Raw genomic sequence first — 20,977 nt, forward strand, 5'->3', positions numbered from 1 at the left:
GACCTGGTGCTGTGCGCCCCCGTGGTCGAGCGCGAGGCGCGCGAGCAGAACAAGACGCTGGAGGAGCACTACGCCCACCTGCTGGTGCATGGCACGCTGCATGCCCAGGGCTGGGACCATGAAACCAGCGAGCAGGACGCCGAGGAAATGGAAGCCTACGAGACCGAGATCATGGTCGAGCTGGGCTTTGCCGACCCCTACGCCAAGTAGGCGGCACCAGAGCCCACGCGGGCCTCAGCGCGCCGTATCGATGACGACCCGGCCGCGCACCTGGCCGGCAAGCAGCCGGGGCGCCAGCGCAACCGCATCGGCCAGGCCCGCCTCTTCGGTATTGCGCTCCAGCACCTCGCGCGGCAGTTCGGCAGCCAGCCGCGCCCAGGCCTGCTCGCGCCGCGCCTGCGGCGCATAGACGCTGTCGATGCCCAGCAGCGACACGCCGCGCAGAATGAACGGTGCCACGGAAGCCGGCAGGTCCAGCCCCTGGGCCAGCCCGCAGGCCGCCACGCAGCCACCGTAGCGCAGGCTGGCGCACACATTGGCCAGCGTATGGCTGCCCACGCTGTCCACGGCCGCCGCCCAGACCTCCTTTTGCAGCGGCTTGCCGGGCGCGTCCAGGCTGCTGCGCTCCACGATCCGCGCCGCGCCCAGCGCCTTCAGGTGCTCGGCCTGTTCGGGCCGCCCGGTGCCGGCGTGCACCTCGAAACCCAGGCGCGACAGCAGGGCCACGGCAATGCTGCCCACGCCGCCATTGGCCCCCGTCACCAGCACCGGGCCGCTGGAAGGCGTGATGCCATGCGCCTGCAGCGCCATCACGCACAGCATGGCCGTATAGCCGGCCGTGCCTATGGCCATGGCATCCCGTGCACTGAAGGCCTCGGGCCGGCGGATCAGCCAGTCGCCGTTCACGCGCGCCTGCTGGGCGAGCCCGCCCCAGTGGGTCTCGCCCACGCCCCAGCCGTTGAGCAGCACGGCATCGCCGGGCTGGAAACGCGCGTCCTCGCTGTCCAGCACCGTGCCGGCCAGGTCGATGCCCGGCACCATGGGGAACTGGCGCACCACGGGCGAGCGCCCCGTGATGGCCAGTGCATCCTTGTAGTTGAGCGTGGAATGCGAGACGGCCACGCGCACCGTGCCGGCGGGCAGGCTGGCTTCGTCCAGCTCCACACACTCGGCACGGGTTTCACGCGGTACGGGTTGGGTCAGCAGCAAGGCTTTGAACATGGGGTCTCCAGCAAGGCAGTGGCAAAGGAAATCCAAAGGCAATCAGGACTGCGGCGCGCCCAGCACGCCGCTGCGGCACAGGCGGGCAATGGCCTCATCCGGCATCCCCAGTTCCCGCAGCAGCGCGAGATTGCCATCGCCCAGGGCGGGGGCCGGCGCACCCGGCAGGGGCTCGGCATCCATCCACCGGAACCCCAGCCCCGGAGTGTCCACCGCAGCGCCGCCGGCGCCATAGCTCACAGGTGACACGGTGCCGGCGGCGCGGGCCTCGCCCAGGAATTCACCCAGGCGCCGCACCCTGGCGGCAGGCACGCCCACGGCGTTGAGCCGGGCTTCCATGTCCCGTGCGCTGCGTGCAGCGAAGGCCTCGGCCAGACATGCCTGCAACCGCTGCAGCGCGGACGCATCGCGCGCGGCGACAAAGCCGCCCTCGGGCGCGTTGAAGGCATCGAGGTCCAGCAGCGTGGCGTCCTCGCACAGGACATCGAGCCCCAGCACGCTGGCGAGCCTGCGGAACTGCTGCGGCGTGTTGGCGGCCGTGGACAGCCAGCCGTCGGCGCACCGGTAGGTGTCGGCCGCCGGGCTGCCCGTATAGCCCCGGTTGCCCACGCGCCGTGGCTCCACGCCATGGGTGAGATAGGTACAGGCATGCGGGTACATCAGCATCAGCGAGGCCTGCAGCATGGAGGCATCGATGTGCTGGCTGCGCCGCTCGCCAGGCGCCCAGGCGTTGCGCTGGTGCAGGGCCGCCGTGACCGACAGCGCCCCCAGCATGCCCACCGCCACGTCGATCACGGGAAAGCCCACCTTCACGGGCGGCGCTTCCTCGTCGCCCCCCGCCATCATCATCATCCCCGTGAGCGCCTGCACCACATGGTCATAGGCGCCCCGCCCGGCCCACTCGCCCTGCTGGCCAAAGCCCGAGATGGAGCAGTACACCACGTCGGGGCGCACCGCCCGGATGTCCTCGTAGCCCAGGCCGTGGCGCGCCACCACGCCGGGGCGGAAGTTCTCGATGAACACATCGGCCGTGCGCGCCAGGGCACGCACGATGTCCGCACCCTCGGGCTGGCGGATGTCCACCGACAGCGAACGCTTTCCCGCATTGAGCGCCACGAAGCCCGAAGGCAAGCCGCCCCCGGGCTCGCCGGGCGCCCGGCTGTTGCGCATGACCTCGCCACGCGTGGGCTCGACCTTGATGACCTCGGCCCCGAGCTGGGCCAGGTAGTGCGAGGCCAGCGGCCCCGCGATCACATGCGACATGTCGATGACGCGCACTCCTTGCAGCGGCTTGTCCATACCCGTCTTGCCTTTCCCTGGTTCAACTGTTGGCGGTGATGCCGGCCAGCTCGATGATGGCGGCCCACTTGCGGTTCTCGCTGCGCACGAAATCGGCGAAGGCCTGCGGCGAAGCGCTGGCCGTGGCCTCGTTGCCGACAGCCTCGAACGAGGCGCGCAGCGCTGGGTGGGCGGCGGCCTGGCGCACGGCGGCGTGCAGGCGCTCGACCACGGCAGGGGGCGTCCTGGCCGGAGCCCACAGCCCGAACCAGGACTCCTGCACTGCCAGTTCGCTGCCCAGCACCTCCTGCAGCGTGGGCACCTCGGGCAGCTGCGCCAGGCGCTTGCGGCTGGTCACCGCCAGGGCCCGCAGCTTGCCGCCCTGCACCTGCGGAATGCCGGTGCCCGCCACCGGAAACGCATACTGCGTATCGCCGCGGATCAGCGATGCCGCAATCTCCACCGATCCCTTGAGCGGTATGTGCGTGACCTGCAGGCCTGCCAGCGAGGCCAGCGTGGCGCCCGCCAGATGGGCCGAAGTGCCTATGCCGCCCGAGCCGTAGTTGGCCTGCGCCGGCTGGGCCTTCAGCCCCGCGATCAGCTCCCGGGCCGTGCGCCAGGGCGCATCGGCACGCACCACCAGCACCGTGGGCGATGAGGCCAGGTTGCTGACGGGCGTGAAGTCGCCGATGGGGTCGAAGCGCAGGCCCGGCTGCAGCAGCTTCTGGATCAGGTGAGTGTTGGAGCCCATCAGGCAGGTGTAGCCATCGGCGGGCTGCTGCGCCACATACTGCGCGGCCAGCACGCCGGCCGCGCCCACCTTGTTCTCGATCACGATGGACTGCCCCAGGATCTCCCCCAGCACCGGGCCGGCCTGGCGCAACTGCACATCAGGCCCCCCGCCCGCCGCATACGGGGAAATCACCCGCACCGGCCGGCTCGGAAAATCGCTGGCCCGCACCAGCGGAAGCGCGGCAGCCGCCAGGCTGCCTGCCAGAAAGACGCGTCTGTCCATGGTCCTGTCTCCTTGTCGCTTGTCGTCGTGGGGTCACGATAGAACGGCAGGCCCATTTCCAATAGTGATATGTTTGGATGGATGGCAAACCTCCGGTAATCACTCCACCCCCGGGAACATGCACGACTTCGACCCGCAACGCCTGCTGTCGCGGCTGCGCTTCAAGCACCTGCAGCTCCTGCTGGCCCTGCACCAGGGAGGCAGCCTGCGCGCCGCCGCCGGCCTCATGCATTTGACCCAGCCCGCGCTGAGCAAGGCCCTGGGCGAGATCGAGGCGGCCTTCGGCGTGACGCTGTTCCTGCGCAATGCGCGCGGGCTCGAACCCACGGCCCAGGGCGAGATCGCCATCCGCGGCGCGGCCATGCTGCTGGCCGAGCTGCGCCATCTGGGCAGCGAGACCGCGCAGCAACCCGCCATCACCTTGCTGCGCATCGGCACCCCGCCCTTCGTGGCACAGGGCTACCTGCCCGGCGTACTGGCGGACCTGGCCGCACAGCAGCCCCATGTGCGGGTACAGCTCAAGGAAGAACGCGTGCCTTTGCTTGTGCAATGCCTGCTGGACGGCGAGCTCGATGCCCTCATCACCAGCTACCCCACCGAGCTGCCCGAGGCTGCAGGCCAGCCGCTGCGCTACGAAAAACTGTTCGACACCGGCTTCACCGTCATCGCCCCGCCGGACCACCCTGCAGGCCACGCGCGCAGCAACCGCTGGGAGGAGCTGGCGCGCCAGCGATGGATCCTGCCCACGCGCAGCTCCATGCTGCGCCGCATGATGGAAGAGGTGTTCCGCCGCGAAGGCGTGATCGCGCCCACGCCCGTCATCGAATCCACCAGCCCCTTCACCAACCTGCAACTGGTCCGGGCCGGCCTGGGGCTCAGCGCCGTGCCCGACTCCACGCTGCAGGCCTCGCCCCGGTCGCTGGGGGTGCGCAGGGTGCATGTCACACCCGCCATCTCCATGGGCCCCGTGGCGCTGATCTACCGCAGCGCCGTCGCCAACCCGCGCGTCGCCCTGCTGCGCGCCACGCTGGGCCTGCCCGGCCCGGTGGTGGAGCCGCCCTAGTCGCCTGGTGGCCACCACGCCGGCGCGATCCTGTCCTTTTGCGCAAAGCAGCCCTGACCCAGCCTCCATGCCGGTGCGACAGCCCGGCCGATGGTCCGGCACTAAGATCGGCCTCGACCTATAACACCGGCCTGGCCGCGCAAGGCCACGGCGGCCTGCCGATGCCCGGCCCCAGGAGGAGACAACACCCATGTGGGACATCGCACTGCTCATGAGCGCCGCCTTCGTGGCCGGCGCGCTCAATGCCGTTGCCGGAGGCGGCAGCTTCCTCACCCTGCCCGCCCTGGTCTTCACCGGCGTGCCGCCCGTGGCCGCCAACGCCACCGGCACCGTCGCCCTGCTGCCCGGCTACATGGCCGGTGCCTGGGGCTTTCGCCAGGACATGGAGCCGCCGCCCGGCCTGGGCATGCGCGGCGTCATCGTGCTGTCGCTCATCGGCGGCTCGCTGGGCGCGGCCCTGCTGCTGGTCACGCCCGACCACCTGTTCCGCAAGGTCGTCCCCTGGCTGCTGCTGGCCGCCACCGCCATGTTCGCCTTCGCGCCCCAGCTCAGGCGCATGGCATCACGCGGCAGCGCCGAGCATGCCGCCCATGCATCGCCCCTGAAGGCCGGCGCCGGCATGCTGGCCGTGGCCATCTACGGCGGCTACTTCAACGGCGGCCTGGGCATCCTGCTGCTGGCCCTGTTCGGCCTGCTGGGCCAGACAAGGCTGCACGCCATGAACGGCATGAAGAACCTGGTCTCCGCCCTGCTCACGGCCATTGCCGTCGCCATCTATGCGGCCGGCGGCGTCGTGCAGTGGGAGCAGGCCCTGGTCATGATGATCGCCGCCACCGCAGGCGGCTACGGCGGCGCCCGCCTGGCACGCCGCATCCCGCCCGAATGGCTGCGCGCGGGCATCGTGCTGACGGGGCTGGTGATGGCGGGGGTGTTTTTCTGGAGGCAGTGAGGCGGGGCTTTTGAAGAAGGGCCGCGGCTCAGGCCTTTCTTGGCCGCTGCCTGGGCCTTGGCGGCTGTGCATCCGCCGCAGCCGTCTCAGCAGACACCAAAGGCACTGCACGCAGGCTTTCAGCAACCCTGCGTGCGACGTCCTCTTTCCATGAGTCGTCCTGGGTCAGCGTCAAAACGGCCACATCCGCAAGCGATGCTGCGATCGCGGACCGAACGGCCACATCCTTTCCAAAGTCTGCTTTGGCGCCGGTTGCGTCAAGGCTGCTCTCCAGCCTCGCAATGATTTCTGCGTTCACGCTGCGATTGTTGTTCTTGGCAACGAGAGTGAGCTTTTCACGCAGCTCCACAGGCATACGCAACGGGTAGGACGGCACTTGCTTGTCAGTCATCCGCCAGATTCTGGACATCAGAAAGATTCATGACAAAGAATCTATTTGACATCTATCATTTGTAGATATCCAATAGATTCAGTGCCCAAGACATGCAGGAGGAGGGATCCATATGAATGCCAAGCCGAAGGCCACCGCAGACAAGCCCAGCATGCAGCAGATGATTGCCCTGTCCATAGACCGCGCAGAAACCGAGCTGGCCGCCCTGATCGACAAGCGCTGCGCCGACATGGACTGGGTTGACGAGGACGCCGACGTGGACATGGCCACGGAACTGGCCCTGAACCACATCCGGCAGATGAAGCTCACCCACTTCGACGCGGCATGGAAGTTCGACAACGCATGGTTCCTCGCCCGCGCCGCCATCGTCCTGGCCGCCCAGGCGTTCAGCCGCCCCCAATGCGCCTATGGCCTGCGCCTGGCGCAGCTCGTGCAACTTTTCAATGAAGCGCCCTCCTTCGTGGAGCACGTGGAGGAAAGCCGGGTGAAGTAGGCGCGGCGCCCTGCTGCAGCGTGGCACCAGCAGGCTCCGTGAGAGCGCCGGTCTGTTCGCTCATTGCCGTCACGGCCTTTAACCGGATCGCATTGGGCACCGCGTAGTCGCGCTACTGCCTCTGGCTAGCCAAGAGAGGGGGTGCGTGCTTTCTGAGCTGCCTATGCGGCAGCGAACGGGCGCAGCAGGTGTCTGGGGCGCTGCTGCCATTTCTGAGCTGCCTACGCGGCAGCGAACGCAGAGCGCGCAGCCCAGGCAGCAGCCAAGGGTTTCTGAGCTGCCTACGCAGCAGCGAACCGGGAGCAAAGCCTTTATTCATGCGGGCTTCATTTCTGAGCTGCCTACGCGGCAGCGAACAGCTGCTGGCACTGGGGTGGGGTCGGGGTCATTTTCTGAGCTGCCTACGCGGCAGCGAACTAGCCGTTGTCGTCGGGCGTATCGGACAGCCATTTCTGAGCTGCCTACGCGGCAGCGAACATATGCGCAACGATGCCCATGCCCATGCTACTTTTCTGAGCTGCCTACGCGGCAGCGAACCTCCAGCAGGTTGTAGAGCTGCTGGGGGTCTCTTTCTGAGCTGCCTACGCGGCAGCGAACCATCGGCAACCGTATTGATGAGGCCTTCACCTTTTCTGAGCTGCCTACGCGGCAGCGAACAAGAGACGCACACAGTACGGGTACCCGTCTACTTTCTGAGCTGCCTACGCGGCAGCGAACGACAGGTACAAGCGCCACGTCTGCTCGGTCTGTTTCTGAGCTGCCTGCGCGGCAGCGAACCGCGGCTGTGGCCGCGCCTGATTCTTGGTCTTTTTCTGAGCTGCCTACGCGGCAGCGAACGCTCTTTGCCTGCCCCATTTCCTGCACAGCCTTTTCTGAGCTGCCTACGCGGCAGCGAACGCTGGATCAGAGCCATGGCGTGCCCCCGAAGTTTTCTGAGCTGCCTACGCGGCAGCGAACCCAGCCATGGCTATGCGCCGCTGTCGCGCTTCTTTCTGAGCTGCCTACGCGGCAGCGAACAAATGATAAGCAACGTTGGCCGAAAACCGCTGTTTCTGAGCTGCCTACGCGGCAGCGAACTTCCCGATGAACTGGCGCCGGCAGCCGAGAAATTTCTGAGCTGCCTACGCGGCAGCGAACCCGGCGCACCGATCCTTTGAGCTTCCCCGTGTTTTCTGAGCTGCCTACGCGGCAGCGAACCCAGGCATCTCCGCGCGCAGGGCCTCGTACTTTTTCTGAGCTGCCTACGCGGCAGCGAACTCCGGCGTCATCACGGCCGGCATGTTCTCCACTTTCTGTGCTGCCTACGCGGCAGCGAACATGAGCATGTCCGTCACCGGCCAGTCTGCAATTTTCTGAGCTGCCTACGCGGCAGCGAACGTGCATGGCGAGGCCGGCGCCATCGGGCAGCATTTCTGAGCTGCCTACGCGGCAGCGAACTCTGCGGGCCTTGGAGTAGCGGCCGCCTTGTCTTTCTGAGCTGCCTACGCGGCAGCGAACCGACGGGAGCGATGTGGTCAACTTTCACCACTTTTCTGAGCTGCCTACGCGGCAGCGAACGCCTGGGCCAGCATTCACACTGAAGTCAAACATTTCTGAGCTGCCTACGCGGCAGCGAACGATGGACTTCGTGGGCGAGGTGGGCAGACCCATTTCTGAGCTGCCTACGCGGCAGCGAACGCTGTGGTCACGGGGTCTGTCCTTTCATCGCTTTTCTGAGCTGCCTACGCGGCAGCGAACTGCTGGGCATATCCAGTTGCCCATCAACATCCTTTCTGAGCTGCCTACGCGGCAGCGAACGAGGAACTGGTTCTCGCGCTTCGATTGGGCATTTTCTGAGCTGCCTACGCGGCAGCGAACATAGGCCGCGCAGCCGCCGCACCTCTGCCGCAATTTCTGAGCTGCCTACGCGGCAGCGAACACAACGAGGCGGGCGATGTCCATGCCCTGGTTTTTCTGAGCTGCCTACGCGGCAGCGAACGCTTGGCGTGCCGTTTGCCGCCGGCGACTCCATTTCTGAGCTGCCTACGCGGCAGCGAACGGTGCAGCCATGAGCAGGCCGCGCATTGAACTTTTCTGAGCTGCCTACGCGGCAGCGAACCCGGGCGATGTCCAGGACCTGCTCGGGCTTCATTTCTGAGCTGCCTACGCGGCAGCGAACGTTTGCCAGGGCTATGCGTGCATCGATGAACTTTTCTGAGCTGCCTACGCGGCAGCGAACAAGAGTCCGCCGCAACTGTCGACTGAAGGAAATTTCTGAGCTGCCTACGCGGCAGCGAACTCAATTAGCCGGTCCTCGACACCAAGGCCATTTTTCTGAGCTGCCTACGCGGCAGCGAACTATGTGGGGTTCTCGGCGCGGAGCATCACCTGTTTCTGAGCTGCCTACGCGGCAGCGAACATCGATAGCGCCGTCCAGTTCTTCGTCGGTCATTTCTGAGCTGCCTACGCGGCAGCGAACTAGGCAAAAAATTCCCCAATCCATTGATTTTGAAAGAGCTTTCACCTCCAGCTGGCGAACACCCCAAATTCCGGGGCATCCGCCAAGCTGTTGATTTACAAGGCAGTCTTCAGGCCGCCAGAAAAAGGGTCAGAACCAGGGAACAGCAGTTCCCAGGCTCAGCCCGTAGGTGTTGAAGCCTTCCTGGCCCGCCGTGCCCTGCACCGCTTTCTGCTCCACGAACAGGCAAAACGGCTGGCCGGTGCTGGCGCTGCGCAGTTGAACGTAGGGCAGGTCCGGGGTGCGCTCCACGCTGTCGGGGATGGCGGCCGCAGCCTGTTCAGCGGTTTCTCCCTTGCGCCGCATGCGGCGGCGGCGCAGGCGGTCGGGGCTGGTCTTGAATTGCCGGCGTTGCACCAGGTAGGGCACGGCGCCCTCTGGCACCAAAGCTGGCGGCGTGCAGTGCACGTGATCGCGCATGCCCTGCAGCCAGGGCTGTTCCATCAGGCCGCGCAGCGCGGCTTCACTGCCATGCAGGCGCAGTATGGTGCCCAGAGTGCGTGGACGCAGGCTGTAGCCGGGAAAGCTGATGCCTATGTCCGCGCTGCCCAGTTGCACGAGCGCGCGGTGCAGCTTGGCGACCAGCGCGCCCAGCAGGTGGGCGTGGCTGAATTCCGGGTCTGGCAGCAGCGTGATGTCGATGTAGTGCGAGGTCATGGCCATCAGCTCGCATCGCCGAAGACACCACCGCGGATCAGCACGGCCATCACGAAATGCTGCTGCTCGACGGGCGGCACCTTGTCCTTGAGCAGCCAGTCGTCCAGCAGGGTGTAGAAGTCCTGCTTTTGCTTGGGCTGGCGCCAGGCCTTGCCCTGGGTGGTGACGGAGCCGTAGGGCTCGACCGCGATGGGGCCCAGGTCCTGCGCGCCGTCGTACCAGGTGTCGATGGTGCGCAGGGCGTTGCCGATTTTCTGGGAGTGGATGACATCAAAACCAGGGAACGGTGGCGCCATCTTTGCCCAAGCCGTAAGCACTGAACGCCCCTTTAACAGCTACAGGCTGTGCAGGACTCTGCTTAATAAAGAATCGCACCCGCTGGCCCGTACTGGCGCTTTGCACATAAAGGTACGGCAGGTCCAGAGATTCGGTGGCCGTGTCTGGAATCCGTACCATGGCCTGCTCCAGAGTCAGACCATCTCTGCGCATCGCACGCTGCCGCATGTTGTGGGCAGATTTGCGCTGGATTCGAGCCACCATGCAATGTCTGGCGTCAGCAGGCACAGGGCATACCTGCGCCAGATCGATCCACAGCATCACAGTTCGGCGCCAGTCTCCCGATGAAAAGGCCTGCAGGTCAGATTCGCAACCATGCACGCGCAGGCGCGCGCCCGGTGTCTTCTTCATGTCCGGAAAGCTCAAAGCGATGCGGCCATTGGCATTGCGAGCTATCCAGACATGGATCTTGTAGAACAGCGTGGCCATCAGTTCGTTTGTGCCGATCCCGGCATTCGCACGCAGCCGTATGTCAAGGTAGTGGTCCATCACGATCTCCATTCATGGGCTGATCGGCATCAGTCGTTGCCGGACTTGCCGGCATCTCCGAACACGCCACCGCGTATGAACACGGCGAGCACGAACATGGCATCGGGCGAGGTTTGCATCCCACTGCCTTCAGGCTTGAGGTCTTGCGTCAGTTGCCTGATGCCTGGCAGCAGATCGAAAAAGCTGTTGCCCGATTCAGGACGGCGATGGAACTCGTTGTCCGACAGGCTGGCGCCGTTGGGCTCGATGGCAATGGGAGGCACATTGCCAGGTGCGTACCAGGTATCGATGGTGCGGATGGCGTTGCCCACCTTCTGGTCGCGGATGGCCGCCTGCCCCATATTGATGCTGTCCATGAAGGAATGCACGTCCTTGTCGCCGCGTGCCCGGTTCAGATCCGAAGGGGAAACGGGGTTGAGCTTGTACAGCGGACGTGCAAATCCCTGAGGCTTGCCACTGACGTACATCTGGGAGGGATAGACCTCGAATGCTCCTGCATTGGAGAAGTGCACCTTGGCACTCACTTTAATGCCCTGCCCCAGGCCGGCCTGCGATGCAAAGGAGCTTTGCAGCCATCGCGCCAGTTTCATCTCGTCTTCCGTGTACTCGGAGAAGCCGCGCTCAGCCAATTCGAATGGCCGCTCGCCAAGCGCCTGTGCTGTCTGGCCCGCGCAACGGGCATGGATGTCCAGGGAGTGGGCCAGCGTCAGGTTGCGCCAGAGAAATGATCCACTGAACACGCGGCGCGCGTAGCGCCGGCAAAGCTCCATCAGTTCCTCGCTGTTTGCTGCGCGGGCTAGAAACTGCTCGATGTCCGCGCGGACCTCCGCACTGTCGCAAGCCGTCAACAGCCTGCTAAGAGGAGTGACCTGCAAGGCAAAGCGCAGATGCATGCCCGTGGCCTGAGGGTGGGTTTTGGCAGTCTCCGTTATTTGGATATTGGCGAGCTTGTTTGGATCGAATTTTCCCGGCGTTAAGTTCTGGGTACCGCGGATGCCATGGCGCATGACCTCAAGCGGCAGCAGTTCTTTTCCCACGATGCTGCACATTGGTGCGTCGGAGACATTGATGCCGCGCATCGCAGCCACGACCTTGGCAGAGCCAGAGCCAGACTTCTTCTTCGTTGCCATAGCGATTTCCCCTCAGAGTTGCTGTATCAGAAAGCTGGTGCCGTCCTGGCTCCAGCCGTGTTTCCAAAAAATGCTGCCTGGCCCCCGCTGAGGCTCATTGCCCTGCATGGAGTCGCTGGCTGCGCCATGCGAATTCGGTGCGTCGAACGCCAATGGGCCATCCACAGCTTCAAAAGCATCGCCTTCGACCTCAACGACTTCTGGGTCCACCTCGCCAGCGTCCTCGAAATCGAGGTCACTCCACGGTTCGAGTTCGTCGTCGGCGATGTCTTCGAGCGCGGTTTCAGGCATGTGCTTGAAACGGTTGATATGGCGAAACTCGATCAGTCCGGTGATGGACTCCGCAAAGGCATGGCCTTCCAACTCCATATCGCCCATGCGCCGGATGCCCTGACGCTGGTTCGAGAGTTCTGTCAGCATGTGGTAACCCACCACGGCGGGCACGATGTAAGCGCCTTCATGCCGATGCAGAAAGACGTGCGCGGGCTGGTTCGACTCCAGTGCAATGGCGGCACGCCAAGCGGCATCCATGACCAGATAACCGGGCCTGACGCCTTGCAGCAGCTGCTGCTGGGTATCGAAGGCCTGCACCTGTGGTGGCTCTTGCAGGCAACCACCGGCAAAGCGCATTTCCATCAGCCGCGCTTTGACATCGTCGGGAGCGACTTGCGCCTCCCCGAGGTCCAAAGCCATGGAAAAGCAACCGTTGGCGGTGGCATGCATCTGGTACGACATGGCCGCCGGCGTAAGCGATGTGCTGGCATAACCACCGCCATGGGGTCTGTCTACATAAAAGGTGGTTGCACCCCGTTTATTGGCCAGCAGTGCACCTGCCGCGCCGGGAAGCGACTCCTGCTCCACGTTTGCCTCATGCAGAACAAGCGCAACGCCCTGCACAGGTTTGCCAAGGCGCGCGCCCAGCGCATGGCCCAGCATGACGGCAGCATGAATGGGCACTGGCATGATGATGTCCTTGCATTGCTGCGCGTTGTAGTGCGCAACCTTGAACCTAGAGATCAGCACGAACAAGATAGGTCTCCTTTCAGCGCTGGCTCAGCAGCAGGGCAATGGCTTTAGGTGCCCATCGCATGAAACGCTGGCGATCGATAGTCCCCAGGCCCAGGGTCTTGTTCTGGGAATCCTTGAGGCGGGCCAGATGGCTCCAGAGCAGCAAGGCCATGTCCTTGGCCAGTTCGCGTGCGCTGGCACCACCCGCCGTGTCCATTCCTGCAACAAGAAACCTGTCAATGGCTCTGCGGCCGGCAACCTGCAGCCGGACCTCTTCCTGTACGTCGTCGTTCATTGACCCCAGCGCGTCGCAGCATTGATCACGCTGATCCAGCACATGCAGCCAAAAGAGCGCGAGTGCAGAGCGGCAGATGCGGCGCTCCAGCTCGATGGCCCTTACAGAATCACTGCGCAGCTTTGCCGTGTGGCGTTGGTACTGTGCAAACAGCTCGGCCCTGACAACCTTCGGCAGTTGAATCCGGTAGCCCAGGTGGCGAACGCGGGCCAGCACCGTGTGCGCTTCATCTATGCGAGGGACATCGAAAACCAGCGCGCGGTTTGGAATGCCAGTGACGGAGCGCTCTGGCTCCAGCGCGTGCCCCACTTTGCGTATGGCCGTGAAATTGTTGATGGCGGTGGAGGAGAACCCATAGAACACCAGCTGCGCATACGATTTTTCTCTTTGCCAGTGGCTGTGCAGATAGGCAGATAGGCCCATGGAGGTCAACGGTGTCGGGGCTCGATAGCGACCATCCTGTGCAGGCAGCAGGATCTGCCTGAGACGAGGATCAATGATCTGCGTTCCATGCTCGTAGCCATCGGCATAGAGTTGGGCAGCCAACTGCTGAACCATGGATACGGTGGCCTGATCGGCCTGCCCATCGCCATCTGCATTGAGGGCCTCCAGACATACGGTGGTCTTCCCGGTGTTGTCGTTCATGGCCTGATCCAGCCTGATTGCATGGCCTTTTTCCAAAAGCAGGCCTGCGGTCAGATAAGGCCCCATGCCTTTTTGCCCTGGTCCCAGGACGATGCCTATCGGGCTGGCTGACGTATGCGTGGGCTTGGACGTGAAGTGGCCCAGCTTGCTCAAGGCCTCGATCATCGATGCATGCCGCCCGGCCATGACGGAGGGATCGGAGGCAGTCGCCTTTGCCAGGCAGTTCACGACTGCGGGCACATCGAACTCATTCAGATCTTCAGGCAAAGGGGTGGAGACAAAAGCGTGCCTGTCAGCGTAGGAGGGACGCACCAAACCCTTGGTACGAGGGTGGCCCCATAGCATTTCGCAAAAGAGCGTTGAACGCAGCTTCAACAAGGCCTGATGGAAGTCCTCCTCCGGCAATTCGCAAGTCAGGGCCAGGGCCTCGTCCTCCATGGACTGGACAAGTTTTTTGGCATTCGCCGGCTTTTCGTTCCAAACAAGGAGCAAGGCCTGCAACCAAAGCTTCGCCAATTCCAGCAGCGTTGCTTTGACAGGACTGCTTCCTGTGCGATCTCGCACATCCATTGATTTCCATGAATCTTGTCGGGTGGCATGGCGCACCAACACTTCATCCAATGCGGCCGGTGCTAGGTGATGTGCATCCATCCAACTACGGAAAAATCGGTGTGCGTCCTCTGAATCGTATCCACTAGATTGCACGTTGGCGCCCTCCTCAAACCATCACAGATGGACACCATTCTGGATATGATCTTCTGTGGTCGCAAGGCTCTACCATCAATCAATACCAAAGAAAATTTCCACTTCTTATAAAGATCGCAAAGATCGAAAACAAAATTATCTTTTTCATGGCAAATATCGACAATCGACAGTTGTTCATCCTGCGCCGCGCCTGTCTGCTCACCCGGGTTACAAGGGCGGAGGTCATGCGCGAATTCGATGTCAGCGGCGTGACGGCGAAGAAAGATATGGAAGCAGCGGTGGCTCATTGGCCTGGCTATCTGGAGTACCTTCCATCGCATGGTGTCCGGGCCAAGCTTTTCGCCCATCCTCCTGAAGAGGCGTGCAGCACGACCTTCCTGAGCCTGCTGCACAATGCCGCACCACCCCATGCGCTCGGCCTTACCCGATATGAGACCGTCTGTGCGGTCAATGCGCCGCGCTTCGTGTATCAGGGCCCGGAGGATAGAAGCATGGTCATGACCCTGTTCAAGGCATGTGTGACCAAAGCAGCCGTGGACATCGAATACGTGGGCCTTCGTATAGGAGAGACACGCAAGACGCGCACTGTGCTGCCCCTGGGGCTGGAGTTGCTCGGCCATCAATGGCGCGTGATCGCACACGATGTGGATATCAGAAAGAAGCAGATCGGAGCCGAACAAAAATTCTTTGTCTTGGCACGAATTCTCAACGCGCAGGTGAATTCCGCTTTGCAAGGAAGAAAGCTGAAGGACCACAACGGCCATCGCACGGATTGCCGCAACCTCCGGATCGACCGCACCGAGCGCGACTACCAGGTAATACCCAATAGACGACTCACACCTGATCAGGTGGAAGCAGTGGCGCGAGAGTTTGCTTTGGTGCGCAAAGGAAGCTCCTATGTCATCCGAATGCCGGAACGCAATATGGTGGAATTCAAGCGCGACCATTGCACTCACTCAGCCGCACCCGACGGCAGCCACGAATTGAAGGACTTTGTGCTGCCAGTCTTTGAGGGCATATTCCCCTATGCCCCACAGTAATATGACGCGCGGGATGGCAGCCACAATACGCCGCCTGGCATTTTTTGCAGGCCTGTTTCACGATATAGGCAAGCTGACCCAGTTCTTTCAGTCCAAGCTTCGCAGCACCAAAGTGCTCCGCGACGAGATCAGCCACGAATGGGTCTCTGCCTGGGTCTTGAGCCACATGCTTCAGCATCAATCCCTGCACTGGGATGGCTGGCTGGCCGCCTGGCAGGCCTGGGAAGACAACGGAATCCAGTACCTGTTGAGCAGCCACAGGAGTCACCAGCCCTGGCGACCTTTCGAGCGGCTGAACAGTTTTGAGTCCGCCGCGTTGATGAGCGTGGCCACCCATCACCGATTGTTTTCGGCAGACGAAGCACGCGAGGACAGGGATCAGCGGCGCAACCCACCTGGATCGGAAGTCGTTTCTCCACATCGCAACCATGTCAGCGGGATTTCCCCGGCGACCACGGTGACCCCATGGCGTCGCTTGGAGAACTGTTTCCAGAACGAACATGAAACCAGGCGCTGGCAAGCCTTGCTGGATGAGGGCCGCCAATTGCTGCAGGGTGATGCCCAGCCCAGCCAGCAGCCTGCGTACTGGCACAAGGCTGGCCTGATTGCGCGCGCGGCGCTGATACTCGCCGATCACCATGTCTCTGCCATCCGCGTCAAGGAGCCAGGCGGGCCAAGCAGCCATCTGCAGTCAGGTGCCTACGCGAACTCCCTGCGGGATGATGGCAAGGCAATTCTCAATCAACCACTGATCTGGCACTTGGAACAAGTGGGCCGCATGGCCCTGAGCTGCGTGGACTTCTTCGGGCCACAACTCCTGCCCGCACTGGATGCCGACAAGCGCCGGGCCATGCGAAACACGGGCGGCCTTCAACCTTCGCGTTTCTCTTGGCAGGACCACGCATGCAGCTTCATTGAGCGAACCCGAAACCGTGATGCCGCAGACAGCGCCTTCCTGATCTTCAATGTGGCCAGCACGGGGGCAGGCAAGACACGGGCCAATGTGCGCGCGCTCCAGGCCTGTCGCTCTTCGGTCGATCCCTTGCGGATTACAGCCGGCTTCAACCTCAGGACATTGACGCTGCAGACGGCCAGTGCCTACCGCAGTGAATTGCAGCTCAGCGACGATGAATGCGCCTGTGTGATCGGAGACCCCCTGGCACGGGCCCTCCACATGTACGAGCAGCAGGACGATAGCCAAGCGGCAACGCCTGATGCCTATGCGAGCAGCGGTTGCGACAGCGAAGGCTTTCTGAAGCAACTGCCCATTTGGGTGCAGGGACTGGACAGGCCGGGTCAAGGCCATGCCAATGCAACCCTGCTCGGTGCCCCCGTGCTGGTCGCAACGATGGACTATCTGGTGGCGGCCGGCGATCCGACGCGACAGGCACAGCACGTGCTGGCGCTGTTGCGCATTGCGCATTCGGACCTGCTGATCGATGAGGCAGATTCCTATGACCCGCAGGGACTCATTGCCGTGTTGCGCGTGGTGCAGATGGCTGGCATGTTCGGGCGCAATGTCGTGATCTCCTCGGCAACACTGTCCTCGGTATTGGCCGAAAAAATCGAGCAGGCCTGGAGAAGCGGCATAGCGATGCATTGCGCCGACGGCTTCGAAGCCTTGACCCCCCATACCCTGCTGATTTCCAACCAAGGCAGTGGAACAGGGCGACAGCTCGCCCATGCTGGAAGCGACTTGCCTTTCAGACCGTGGTACGAGGAAAGCATGGCTTGCCTGTCTGCCAAGACTGTTGCCGCGGACATTCACCGCATGGGTCGCATCGTGCAGATCGATTCCCAAAAAGACTTCCCAAGCATCGTCGCAAAGAGCTGCCTTTCCGCACACAAGGATCACGGCTGGTCTTGCAGCAGCAATGGACGCCTTGTCCATGCCTCAGTGGGAATCGTCAGACTGGCCAACGTAGAACCATTGCAGCGGCTGGCAAATCAGCTGGCAAGCCAAGCCTGGCCTGAAGGTATCGCGGTCAAAATCTGCGCCTACCATGCCAGCGAGATTCCCGCACGGCGCTACCTGAAGGAGCGAGCCCTCGATCTGTTGCTCAAGCGCAGCGGCAATCCCGAGCTATCGCAGCATCCATTGATCGCACAGGAAATAGCCAGTCTTCCCGCGCATGTTCGTCACCTGGTGCTGATCGTGCTGGCATCTCCGGTGGAGGAAGTTGGCAGGGACCATGATTTCGACTGGGCCGTCGTCGAGCCCAGCAGCATGCACTCCATCATCCAGCTCGCTGGCCGGGTGAACCGCCATCGTCTGGCGCCTGTATCCCGGCCAAACGTCTATCTTCTGGATCGCAACCTTCGCGCGTTGCAACACCAGCCCCTTTGTTTCATCAGGCCCGGCCTCCAACAAAGTGATGCCTATGGCAGCCCCCTCACGCACCCGCACGACCGGCTAACCTGCCTGCTGCGCCCGATGGCTTCCGATGCAGCACTGGCCCTCACGTTTGCGCTGGACGCAGGGCTGATATTCGACCCTGTACGCCGTTGTCAATTTGCAAAGGAAGACGAGAAGGCCATTGAGCTCCTGCTGAACGCAACGACGGGATTCTTCGATGAACACAACGAACAATGGGCGTGCGACTGGTTCTATGTGAATCATCCGTTGCGAGAGAAGGATTTCTCCGAAACCTGGCGAGCCCAGCCTCTACCTGATGGACGCCTATTGCTGGAGAGATACGAACCCAACCATCGGGGCAGTCCCTGGGTTGAACAACGCAATGGTGACAGGGAGACGCTGGCAATCCATCCTGCCGCAACCTGGTTGAGTCCCAGTGTGCATGATGCCGAGCAAAGACTGCGCCGACAGCTGGAGGCCATGTATGGTCCAGGAGCGGCGCAGATCTCGGAATCATTGCAACGGGCGCGTCAGTTTTCCATACCGGGCACAGACGGCAGCGCCTATCCGGTCATCTCATGGACTGGAATCCGCTCTTCGCAGGCCGGCAACAAGCATGCCGCCCGCCAAAGGCCATCCTGATGCAGCCGCAGCCCCTCACTGCATCTGCTTCAGATTCCCGATGCGCACCAGCATTTCCGTGAACATCTGCATGTCGGCGCGCAGGTCGGGCAGTTCCTTGTATTCGAGCGCGTTGTGCGCCGTGTACTTCTTGCCGGGCATGGCGGGGCCGAAGTTGATGGCGTTGGGCATGAGCTTGGCCGTGGTGCTGCCGGCCGTGGGCACGGGCTTGGCGTCCAGGCCCGTGGTGTCGCCGAAGATGTTGAGCAGGGTGGACAGCCAGGCGCCCTTGGGGTCGCGCGCCATCCAGTTGCCCTGGGTGTATTGCAGGGTCAGGGGGACCTTGGCGGCCGCGCTCCAGCGGGTGATGCGCTGCTCGACTTCGGCGCGCAGTTGCTCGGGCGTCTTGCCGCGCGGCATGCGCACGTTGGTGGTGACTTCCAGCTTGCCGTCTGCCGCCTTGATGAGGTTGGGCGACAGGGTCAGCGGGCCCATGAAGTCGTCGGCATAGGCAACGCCCAGCTGCTTGCCGAAGTAGTCGAGGCCGAAGGCGCCGTTGATGTAGCGCAGGGCGTTGCTGTAGGCATTGGGCTGGACCAGGGCCACGCCATCGGTGGGCATGAGCACCTGCTGCAGGAACAGCGTCAGGCGCGGCACGGGGTTGACGCCTTCCTCAGGGCGCGAGCCGTGGGCCGAGGTGCCCGTGACCTTGACGGTGGCTGCGGTGCCGCTGCGCTGGATGTCGATGGTGAACGGCCCGCCCTGCGCTGCATAGCTGGTGGTGAAGTCACCCTTGGCCGCCTGCAGGCGCGCGGCGATGGCTTCGATGGCGGCTTCGTCGCCGGCCGTGATGGTGGCGGTGGCGGTCTGCGCAATGGCGTTGGCCGAGGCGGCGCCGGCCATGGCGGTGATGGCGGGCTGGGCGGGGTCGGCCTTCACGTCGTCGAATACGGCCTTGAGCGCGCCCGAGCCTTTTTCCGCGACGACGGCCGGGTACTTGCTGTCCAGCACGATGTTGTAGGCGGGCAGCGTGGTCTTGCCCTGGTAGTACTTCATGGCGTCGCCGCCGGTTTCCTCGGTGGTCTCGATCATGAGCCGAATGCCGCGCGACAGGGGCAGGCCGCTGTCCTTGACGGCCTTCATGGCAAACAGCACGGTGGCGATGGAGCCCTTGTCGTCGATGGTGCCGCGCCCGTAGAGCTTGTCGCCCACGCGCGTGACCTTGAAGGGGTCGATGGCCTGGCCGTCCAGCACCCATTCGGCGGGAACGACGGGGACGACGTCTGCATGGGTGAGGATGCCGAATTCATCGGTGCCCGCGTTCGCGGCGCTCGCGGTGGTCGCAGGCAGGGTGACTTCGAAGATGCGGTTGTCCACGTTGCGGTACTGCAGGCCGAAGTCCCTGGCCATCTGCTGCACCAGTTCGCCGAAGGCCAGGATGGCCGGGCTTTCATGGGGCGGCACCTTGGCATCGCGCACCGTGGGCAGGGCCACCATGCGCTCGATGCTGGCCAGCACGGCCTGCTCCTGCGTGAGACGTGTGTACAGGCCCAGCAGGCGGGCGATGTGGTTGAGTTCATCCCCCGTGAGCGCGGCGCCTGCGGCATGGTGCTGCACGGCCTGGGCGATGGCAGGCTGCGCGGCTGCGGCCTGCTTCAGGAAGCTGGCGAAGTCGGTGGGTGCCGGCTGCGCCTGGGCCAGCGCGTCCAGCGCGGGCTTCCTGAGGGTGTCGGCGCCGGCCGCGCCGCTCCACGCCAGGGCCATGCTCATGGCAAGGGCCAGGGTGGAGGCTTTGAACGGATGGTTCTTCATGGTCGTCGGTCTGTCGATGAATGCTGAGGCCGCAAGAATACGGGCTTTGCAGCCCTTTTCCGGCCAGGACGTGCTCGCAGATCGCGCCAGAATCCGCCCCAGAACAGCAGGTCTGCGGCAGGCTATGCCGCGGTGGCCGGAGCTATCGACAGCGGAATGGTCACAGGCCCGTCGTTGAGCAGGTGCACCTGCATGTCGGCCCCGAAGCGGCCCGTGGCGACTTCCGGGTGCAGGGCGCGCGCCCGCTGGACGATGTAGTCGTACAGGCGCTCGCCCTCGGCCGGTGGCGCGGCGCGCGTGAAGCTGGGGCGGTTGCCGCCGCCGGTGTCGGCCGCCAGCGTGAACTGGCTGACGATGAGCAGGCCGCCGCAGGCGCCCTGCCCGTCCAGGTCCTGCACGCTGCGGTTCATCTTGCCCGCGTCGTCGGCAAAGATGCGCAGCTTGAGCATCTTGGCCAGCAGCTTGTCGGCCTCGGCCTCGGTGTCGCCGCGCTCTGCGCAGACCAGGGCCAGCAGGCCGGGGCCTATGCTGCCGGCGACCTGGCCGTCGATTTCCACGCGGGCCTGTTTCACGCGCTGCAGGATGCTGATCATTGTTCGGGGTTCGGGTTCTTGTCGGTGGATGGGGAAGGAATGTCCGCCTGGCCTGCCGCCTCGATGGCGGCTTCCATGGCGGTCTGCATGCCCAGGGGCAGCAGCTCGATGCGCGCATACAGCCCGGGCACGGCCTGCAGAAGTTCGGCCTCGATCTCGGTGCGCAGCCGCGCGGCGCGGGCCACGCTCCAGTCGCCGGGCACATGCATGTGCAGGTCGGCAAAGCTGCGCTCGCCGGCGCGCCGGCTGGAGATGTTGTCAAAGACCACGCCCTGGTCGCGGTGCGCATGGCGGTCCAGAACGGCGTCGATGCGCAGGCGCTCGGGCGCGTCCAGCGCCTGGTCCATCAGGCCCTGGGAAGATTGCCAGACCAGTTGTGCGCC

19 protein-coding genes and 1 CRISPR repeat array are annotated in these 20,977 nt (G+C 63.8%); of the genes, 6 read left to right on the forward strand and 13 right to left on the reverse strand.

What is annotated here, in order from left to right:
- The coding region (gene ybeY, locus JHD82_RS24745) for an rRNA maturation RNase YbeY (RefSeq protein WP_199139336.1) at window positions 1–210 on the forward strand (210 nt) is incomplete at its 5' end.
- Window positions 211–234: 24 nt separating this feature from the next.
- Here ybeY and JHD82_RS24750 read toward each other — a convergent pair.
- The 3 genes from JHD82_RS24750 to JHD82_RS24760 are packed head-to-tail and all read right to left on the reverse strand — an operon-like array spanning window position 235 to window position 3,514.
- Entirely contained in the window at window positions 235–1,221 is a 987-nt protein-coding gene (locus tag JHD82_RS24750) for an MDR family oxidoreductase (protein ID WP_013804297.1), read from the reverse strand.
- A gap of 42 nt (window positions 1,222–1,263) precedes the next feature.
- Window positions 1,264–2,520, reverse strand: a complete 1,257-nt coding sequence (locus JHD82_RS24755; protein ID WP_199139338.1) for a CaiB/BaiF CoA-transferase family protein — start codon at window positions 2,518–2,520, stop codon at window positions 1,264–1,266.
- 22 nt (window positions 2,521–2,542) lie between these two features.
- Entirely contained in the window at window positions 2,543–3,514 is a 972-nt protein-coding gene (locus tag JHD82_RS24760) for a tripartite tricarboxylate transporter substrate binding protein (RefSeq protein ID WP_199139340.1), read from the reverse strand.
- 118 nt (window positions 3,515–3,632) lie between these two features.
- On the opposite strand from JHD82_RS24760, the gene JHD82_RS24765 reads away from it, so the two are divergent.
- Window positions 3,633–4,577, forward strand: a complete 945-nt coding sequence (locus tag JHD82_RS24765; RefSeq protein ID WP_099734737.1) for a LysR family transcriptional regulator — start codon at window positions 3,633–3,635, stop codon at window positions 4,575–4,577.
- Window positions 4,578–4,767: 190 nt separating this feature from the next.
- On the forward strand, window positions 4,768–5,526 hold the full coding sequence (locus JHD82_RS24770; RefSeq protein WP_012203149.1) for a sulfite exporter TauE/SafE family protein: 759 nt from the start codon (window positions 4,768–4,770) through the stop codon (window positions 5,524–5,526).
- Between the two features lie 28 nt (window positions 5,527–5,554).
- Here the strand turns inward: JHD82_RS24770 and JHD82_RS24775 are convergent, their stop codons facing one another.
- Entirely contained in the window at window positions 5,555–5,935 is a 381-nt protein-coding gene (locus JHD82_RS24775) for an Arc family DNA-binding protein (protein ID WP_199139342.1), read from the reverse strand.
- A gap of 94 nt (window positions 5,936–6,029) precedes the next feature.
- Between JHD82_RS24775 and JHD82_RS24780 the strand changes: the two genes are divergently transcribed.
- The gene (locus tag JHD82_RS24780; RefSeq protein ID WP_016451879.1) at window positions 6,030–6,410 is read left to right on the forward strand and encodes a hypothetical protein; all 381 of its coding nucleotides are present in this window, start codon (window positions 6,030–6,032) and stop codon (window positions 6,408–6,410) included.
- Window positions 6,411–6,559: 149 nt separating this feature from the next.
- Window positions 6,560–8,868: direct repeats of the CRISPR family, unit length 28 nt; unit sequence TTTCTGAGCTGCCTACGCGGCAGCGAAC.
- A gap of 129 nt (window positions 8,869–8,997) precedes the next feature.
- Here the strand turns inward: JHD82_RS24780 and cas6f (JHD82_RS24785) are convergent.
- From cas6f (JHD82_RS24785) to JHD82_RS24810, 6 genes are read right to left on the reverse strand one after another with little or no spacing between them, the layout of a single operon-like run.
- Window positions 8,998–9,564, reverse strand: a complete 567-nt coding sequence (gene cas6f, locus JHD82_RS24785; RefSeq protein ID WP_034366869.1) for a type I-F CRISPR-associated endoribonuclease Cas6/Csy4 — start codon at window positions 9,562–9,564, stop codon at window positions 8,998–9,000.
- A 5-nt stretch (window positions 9,565–9,569) separates the two neighbouring features.
- Window positions 9,570–9,860 carry a type I-F CRISPR-associated protein Cas7f/Csy3 gene (locus JHD82_RS24790; protein ID WP_233174881.1) on the reverse strand — a complete coding sequence of 97 codons (291 nt, stop codon included), beginning with the start codon at window positions 9,858–9,860 and terminating at the stop codon, window positions 9,570–9,572.
- Window positions 9,835–10,389 (reverse strand): type I-F CRISPR-associated endoribonuclease Cas6/Csy4, encoded by a 555-nt coding sequence (cas6f, locus tag JHD82_RS24795; RefSeq protein WP_199139344.1) that lies wholly within the window; start codon window positions 10,387–10,389, stop codon window positions 9,835–9,837. Before cas6f (JHD82_RS24795) ends, JHD82_RS24790 begins: the two co-directional genes overlap by 26 nt.
- A gap of 29 nt (window positions 10,390–10,418) precedes the next feature.
- Complete coding sequence (gene csy3, locus JHD82_RS24800) at window positions 10,419–11,519, reverse strand: type I-F CRISPR-associated protein Csy3 (RefSeq protein WP_199139346.1); 1,101 nt, start codon at window positions 11,517–11,519, stop codon at window positions 10,419–10,421.
- A gap of 12 nt (window positions 11,520–11,531) precedes the next feature.
- Entirely contained in the window at window positions 11,532–12,548 is a 1,017-nt protein-coding gene (locus JHD82_RS24805; RefSeq protein ID WP_199139348.1) for a hypothetical protein, read from the reverse strand.
- Window positions 12,549–12,561: 13 nt separating this feature from the next.
- Window positions 12,562–14,088: a hypothetical protein gene (locus JHD82_RS24810; RefSeq protein ID WP_199139350.1), complete on the reverse strand. Its 1,527-nt coding sequence runs from the start codon at window positions 14,086–14,088 to the stop codon at window positions 12,562–12,564.
- Window positions 14,089–14,318: 230 nt separating this feature from the next.
- Here JHD82_RS24810 and JHD82_RS24815 point away from each other — a divergent pair, with 230 nt between their 5' ends.
- On the forward strand, window positions 14,319–15,212 hold the full coding sequence (locus JHD82_RS24815; protein WP_199139352.1) for a WYL domain-containing protein: 894 nt from the start codon (window positions 14,319–14,321) through the stop codon (window positions 15,210–15,212).
- 13 nt (window positions 15,213–15,225) lie between these two features.
- Window positions 15,226–18,210: a CRISPR-associated endonuclease Cas3'' gene (locus tag JHD82_RS24820; protein WP_199139354.1), complete on the forward strand. Its 2,985-nt coding sequence runs from the start codon at window positions 15,226–15,228 to the stop codon at window positions 18,208–18,210.
- 15 nt (window positions 18,211–18,225) lie between these two features.
- On the opposite strand, the gene JHD82_RS24825 is transcribed toward JHD82_RS24820, so the two are convergent.
- The 3 genes from JHD82_RS24825 to JHD82_RS24835 form a co-directional block, all read right to left on the reverse strand.
- Window positions 18,226–20,001 (reverse strand): dipeptidase, encoded by a 1,776-nt coding sequence (locus JHD82_RS24825; RefSeq protein WP_199139356.1) that lies wholly within the window; start codon window positions 19,999–20,001, stop codon window positions 18,226–18,228.
- A 122-nt stretch (window positions 20,002–20,123) separates the two neighbouring features.
- Window positions 20,124–20,594 (reverse strand): D-aminoacyl-tRNA deacylase, encoded by a 471-nt coding sequence (dtd, locus tag JHD82_RS24830; RefSeq protein WP_012203138.1) that lies wholly within the window; start codon window positions 20,592–20,594, stop codon window positions 20,124–20,126.
- Window positions 20,591–20,977 (reverse strand): cation transporter dimerization domain-containing protein (locus tag JHD82_RS24835; RefSeq protein WP_307838119.1); only part of this gene is annotated, 387 nt, incomplete at its 5' end. The genes dtd and JHD82_RS24835, both read right to left, overlap by 4 nt.

It is taken from the genome of Delftia sp. ASV31 (genome assembly GCF_016428765.1).
Classification (GTDB): domain Bacteria; phylum Pseudomonadota; class Gammaproteobacteria; order Burkholderiales; family Burkholderiaceae_C; genus Comamonas; species Comamonas acidovorans.

What these genes read in the sequence shown, in the direction of transcription:
- JHD82_RS24750 (WP_013804297.1), bottom strand. Translation starts at nt 1,221, where the DNA reads ATGTTCAAAGCCTTGCTGCTGACCCAACCCGTACCGCGTGAAACCCGT.
- JHD82_RS24755 (WP_199139338.1), bottom strand. Translation starts at nt 2,520, where the DNA reads ATGGACAAGCCGCTGCAAGGAGTGCGCGTCATCGACATGTCGCATGTG.
- JHD82_RS24760 (WP_199139340.1), bottom strand. Translation starts at nt 3,514, where the DNA reads ATGGACAGACGCGTCTTTCTGGCAGGCAGCCTGGCGGCTGCCGCGCTT.
- JHD82_RS24765 (WP_099734737.1), top strand. Translation starts at nt 3,633, where the DNA reads ATGCACGACTTCGACCCGCAACGCCTGCTGTCGCGGCTGCGCTTCAAG.
- JHD82_RS24770 (WP_012203149.1), top strand. Translation starts at nt 4,768, where the DNA reads ATGTGGGACATCGCACTGCTCATGAGCGCCGCCTTCGTGGCCGGCGCG.
- JHD82_RS24775 (WP_199139342.1), bottom strand. Translation starts at nt 5,935, where the DNA reads ATGTCCAGAATCTGGCGGATGACTGACAAGCAAGTGCCGTCCTACCCG.
- JHD82_RS24780 (WP_016451879.1), top strand. Translation starts at nt 6,030, where the DNA reads ATGAATGCCAAGCCGAAGGCCACCGCAGACAAGCCCAGCATGCAGCAG.
- cas6f (WP_034366869.1), bottom strand. Translation starts at nt 9,564, where the DNA reads ATGACCTCGCACTACATCGACATCACGCTGCTGCCAGACCCGGAATTC.
- JHD82_RS24790 (WP_233174881.1), bottom strand. Translation starts at nt 9,860, where the DNA reads ATGGCGCCACCGTTCCCTGGTTTTGATGTCATCCACTCCCAGAAAATC.
- cas6f (WP_199139344.1), bottom strand. Translation starts at nt 10,389, where the DNA reads ATGGACCACTACCTTGACATACGGCTGCGTGCGAATGCCGGGATCGGC.
- csy3 (WP_199139346.1), bottom strand. Translation starts at nt 11,519, where the DNA reads ATGGCAACGAAGAAGAAGTCTGGCTCTGGCTCTGCCAAGGTCGTGGCT.
- JHD82_RS24815 (WP_199139352.1), top strand. Translation starts at nt 14,319, where the DNA reads ATGGCAAATATCGACAATCGACAGTTGTTCATCCTGCGCCGCGCCTGT.
- JHD82_RS24820 (WP_199139354.1), top strand. Translation starts at nt 15,226, where the DNA reads ATGGCAGCCACAATACGCCGCCTGGCATTTTTTGCAGGCCTGTTTCAC.
- JHD82_RS24825 (WP_199139356.1), bottom strand. Translation starts at nt 20,001, where the DNA reads ATGAAGAACCATCCGTTCAAAGCCTCCACCCTGGCCCTTGCCATGAGC.
- dtd (WP_012203138.1), bottom strand. Translation starts at nt 20,594, where the DNA reads ATGATCAGCATCCTGCAGCGCGTGAAACAGGCCCGCGTGGAAATCGAC.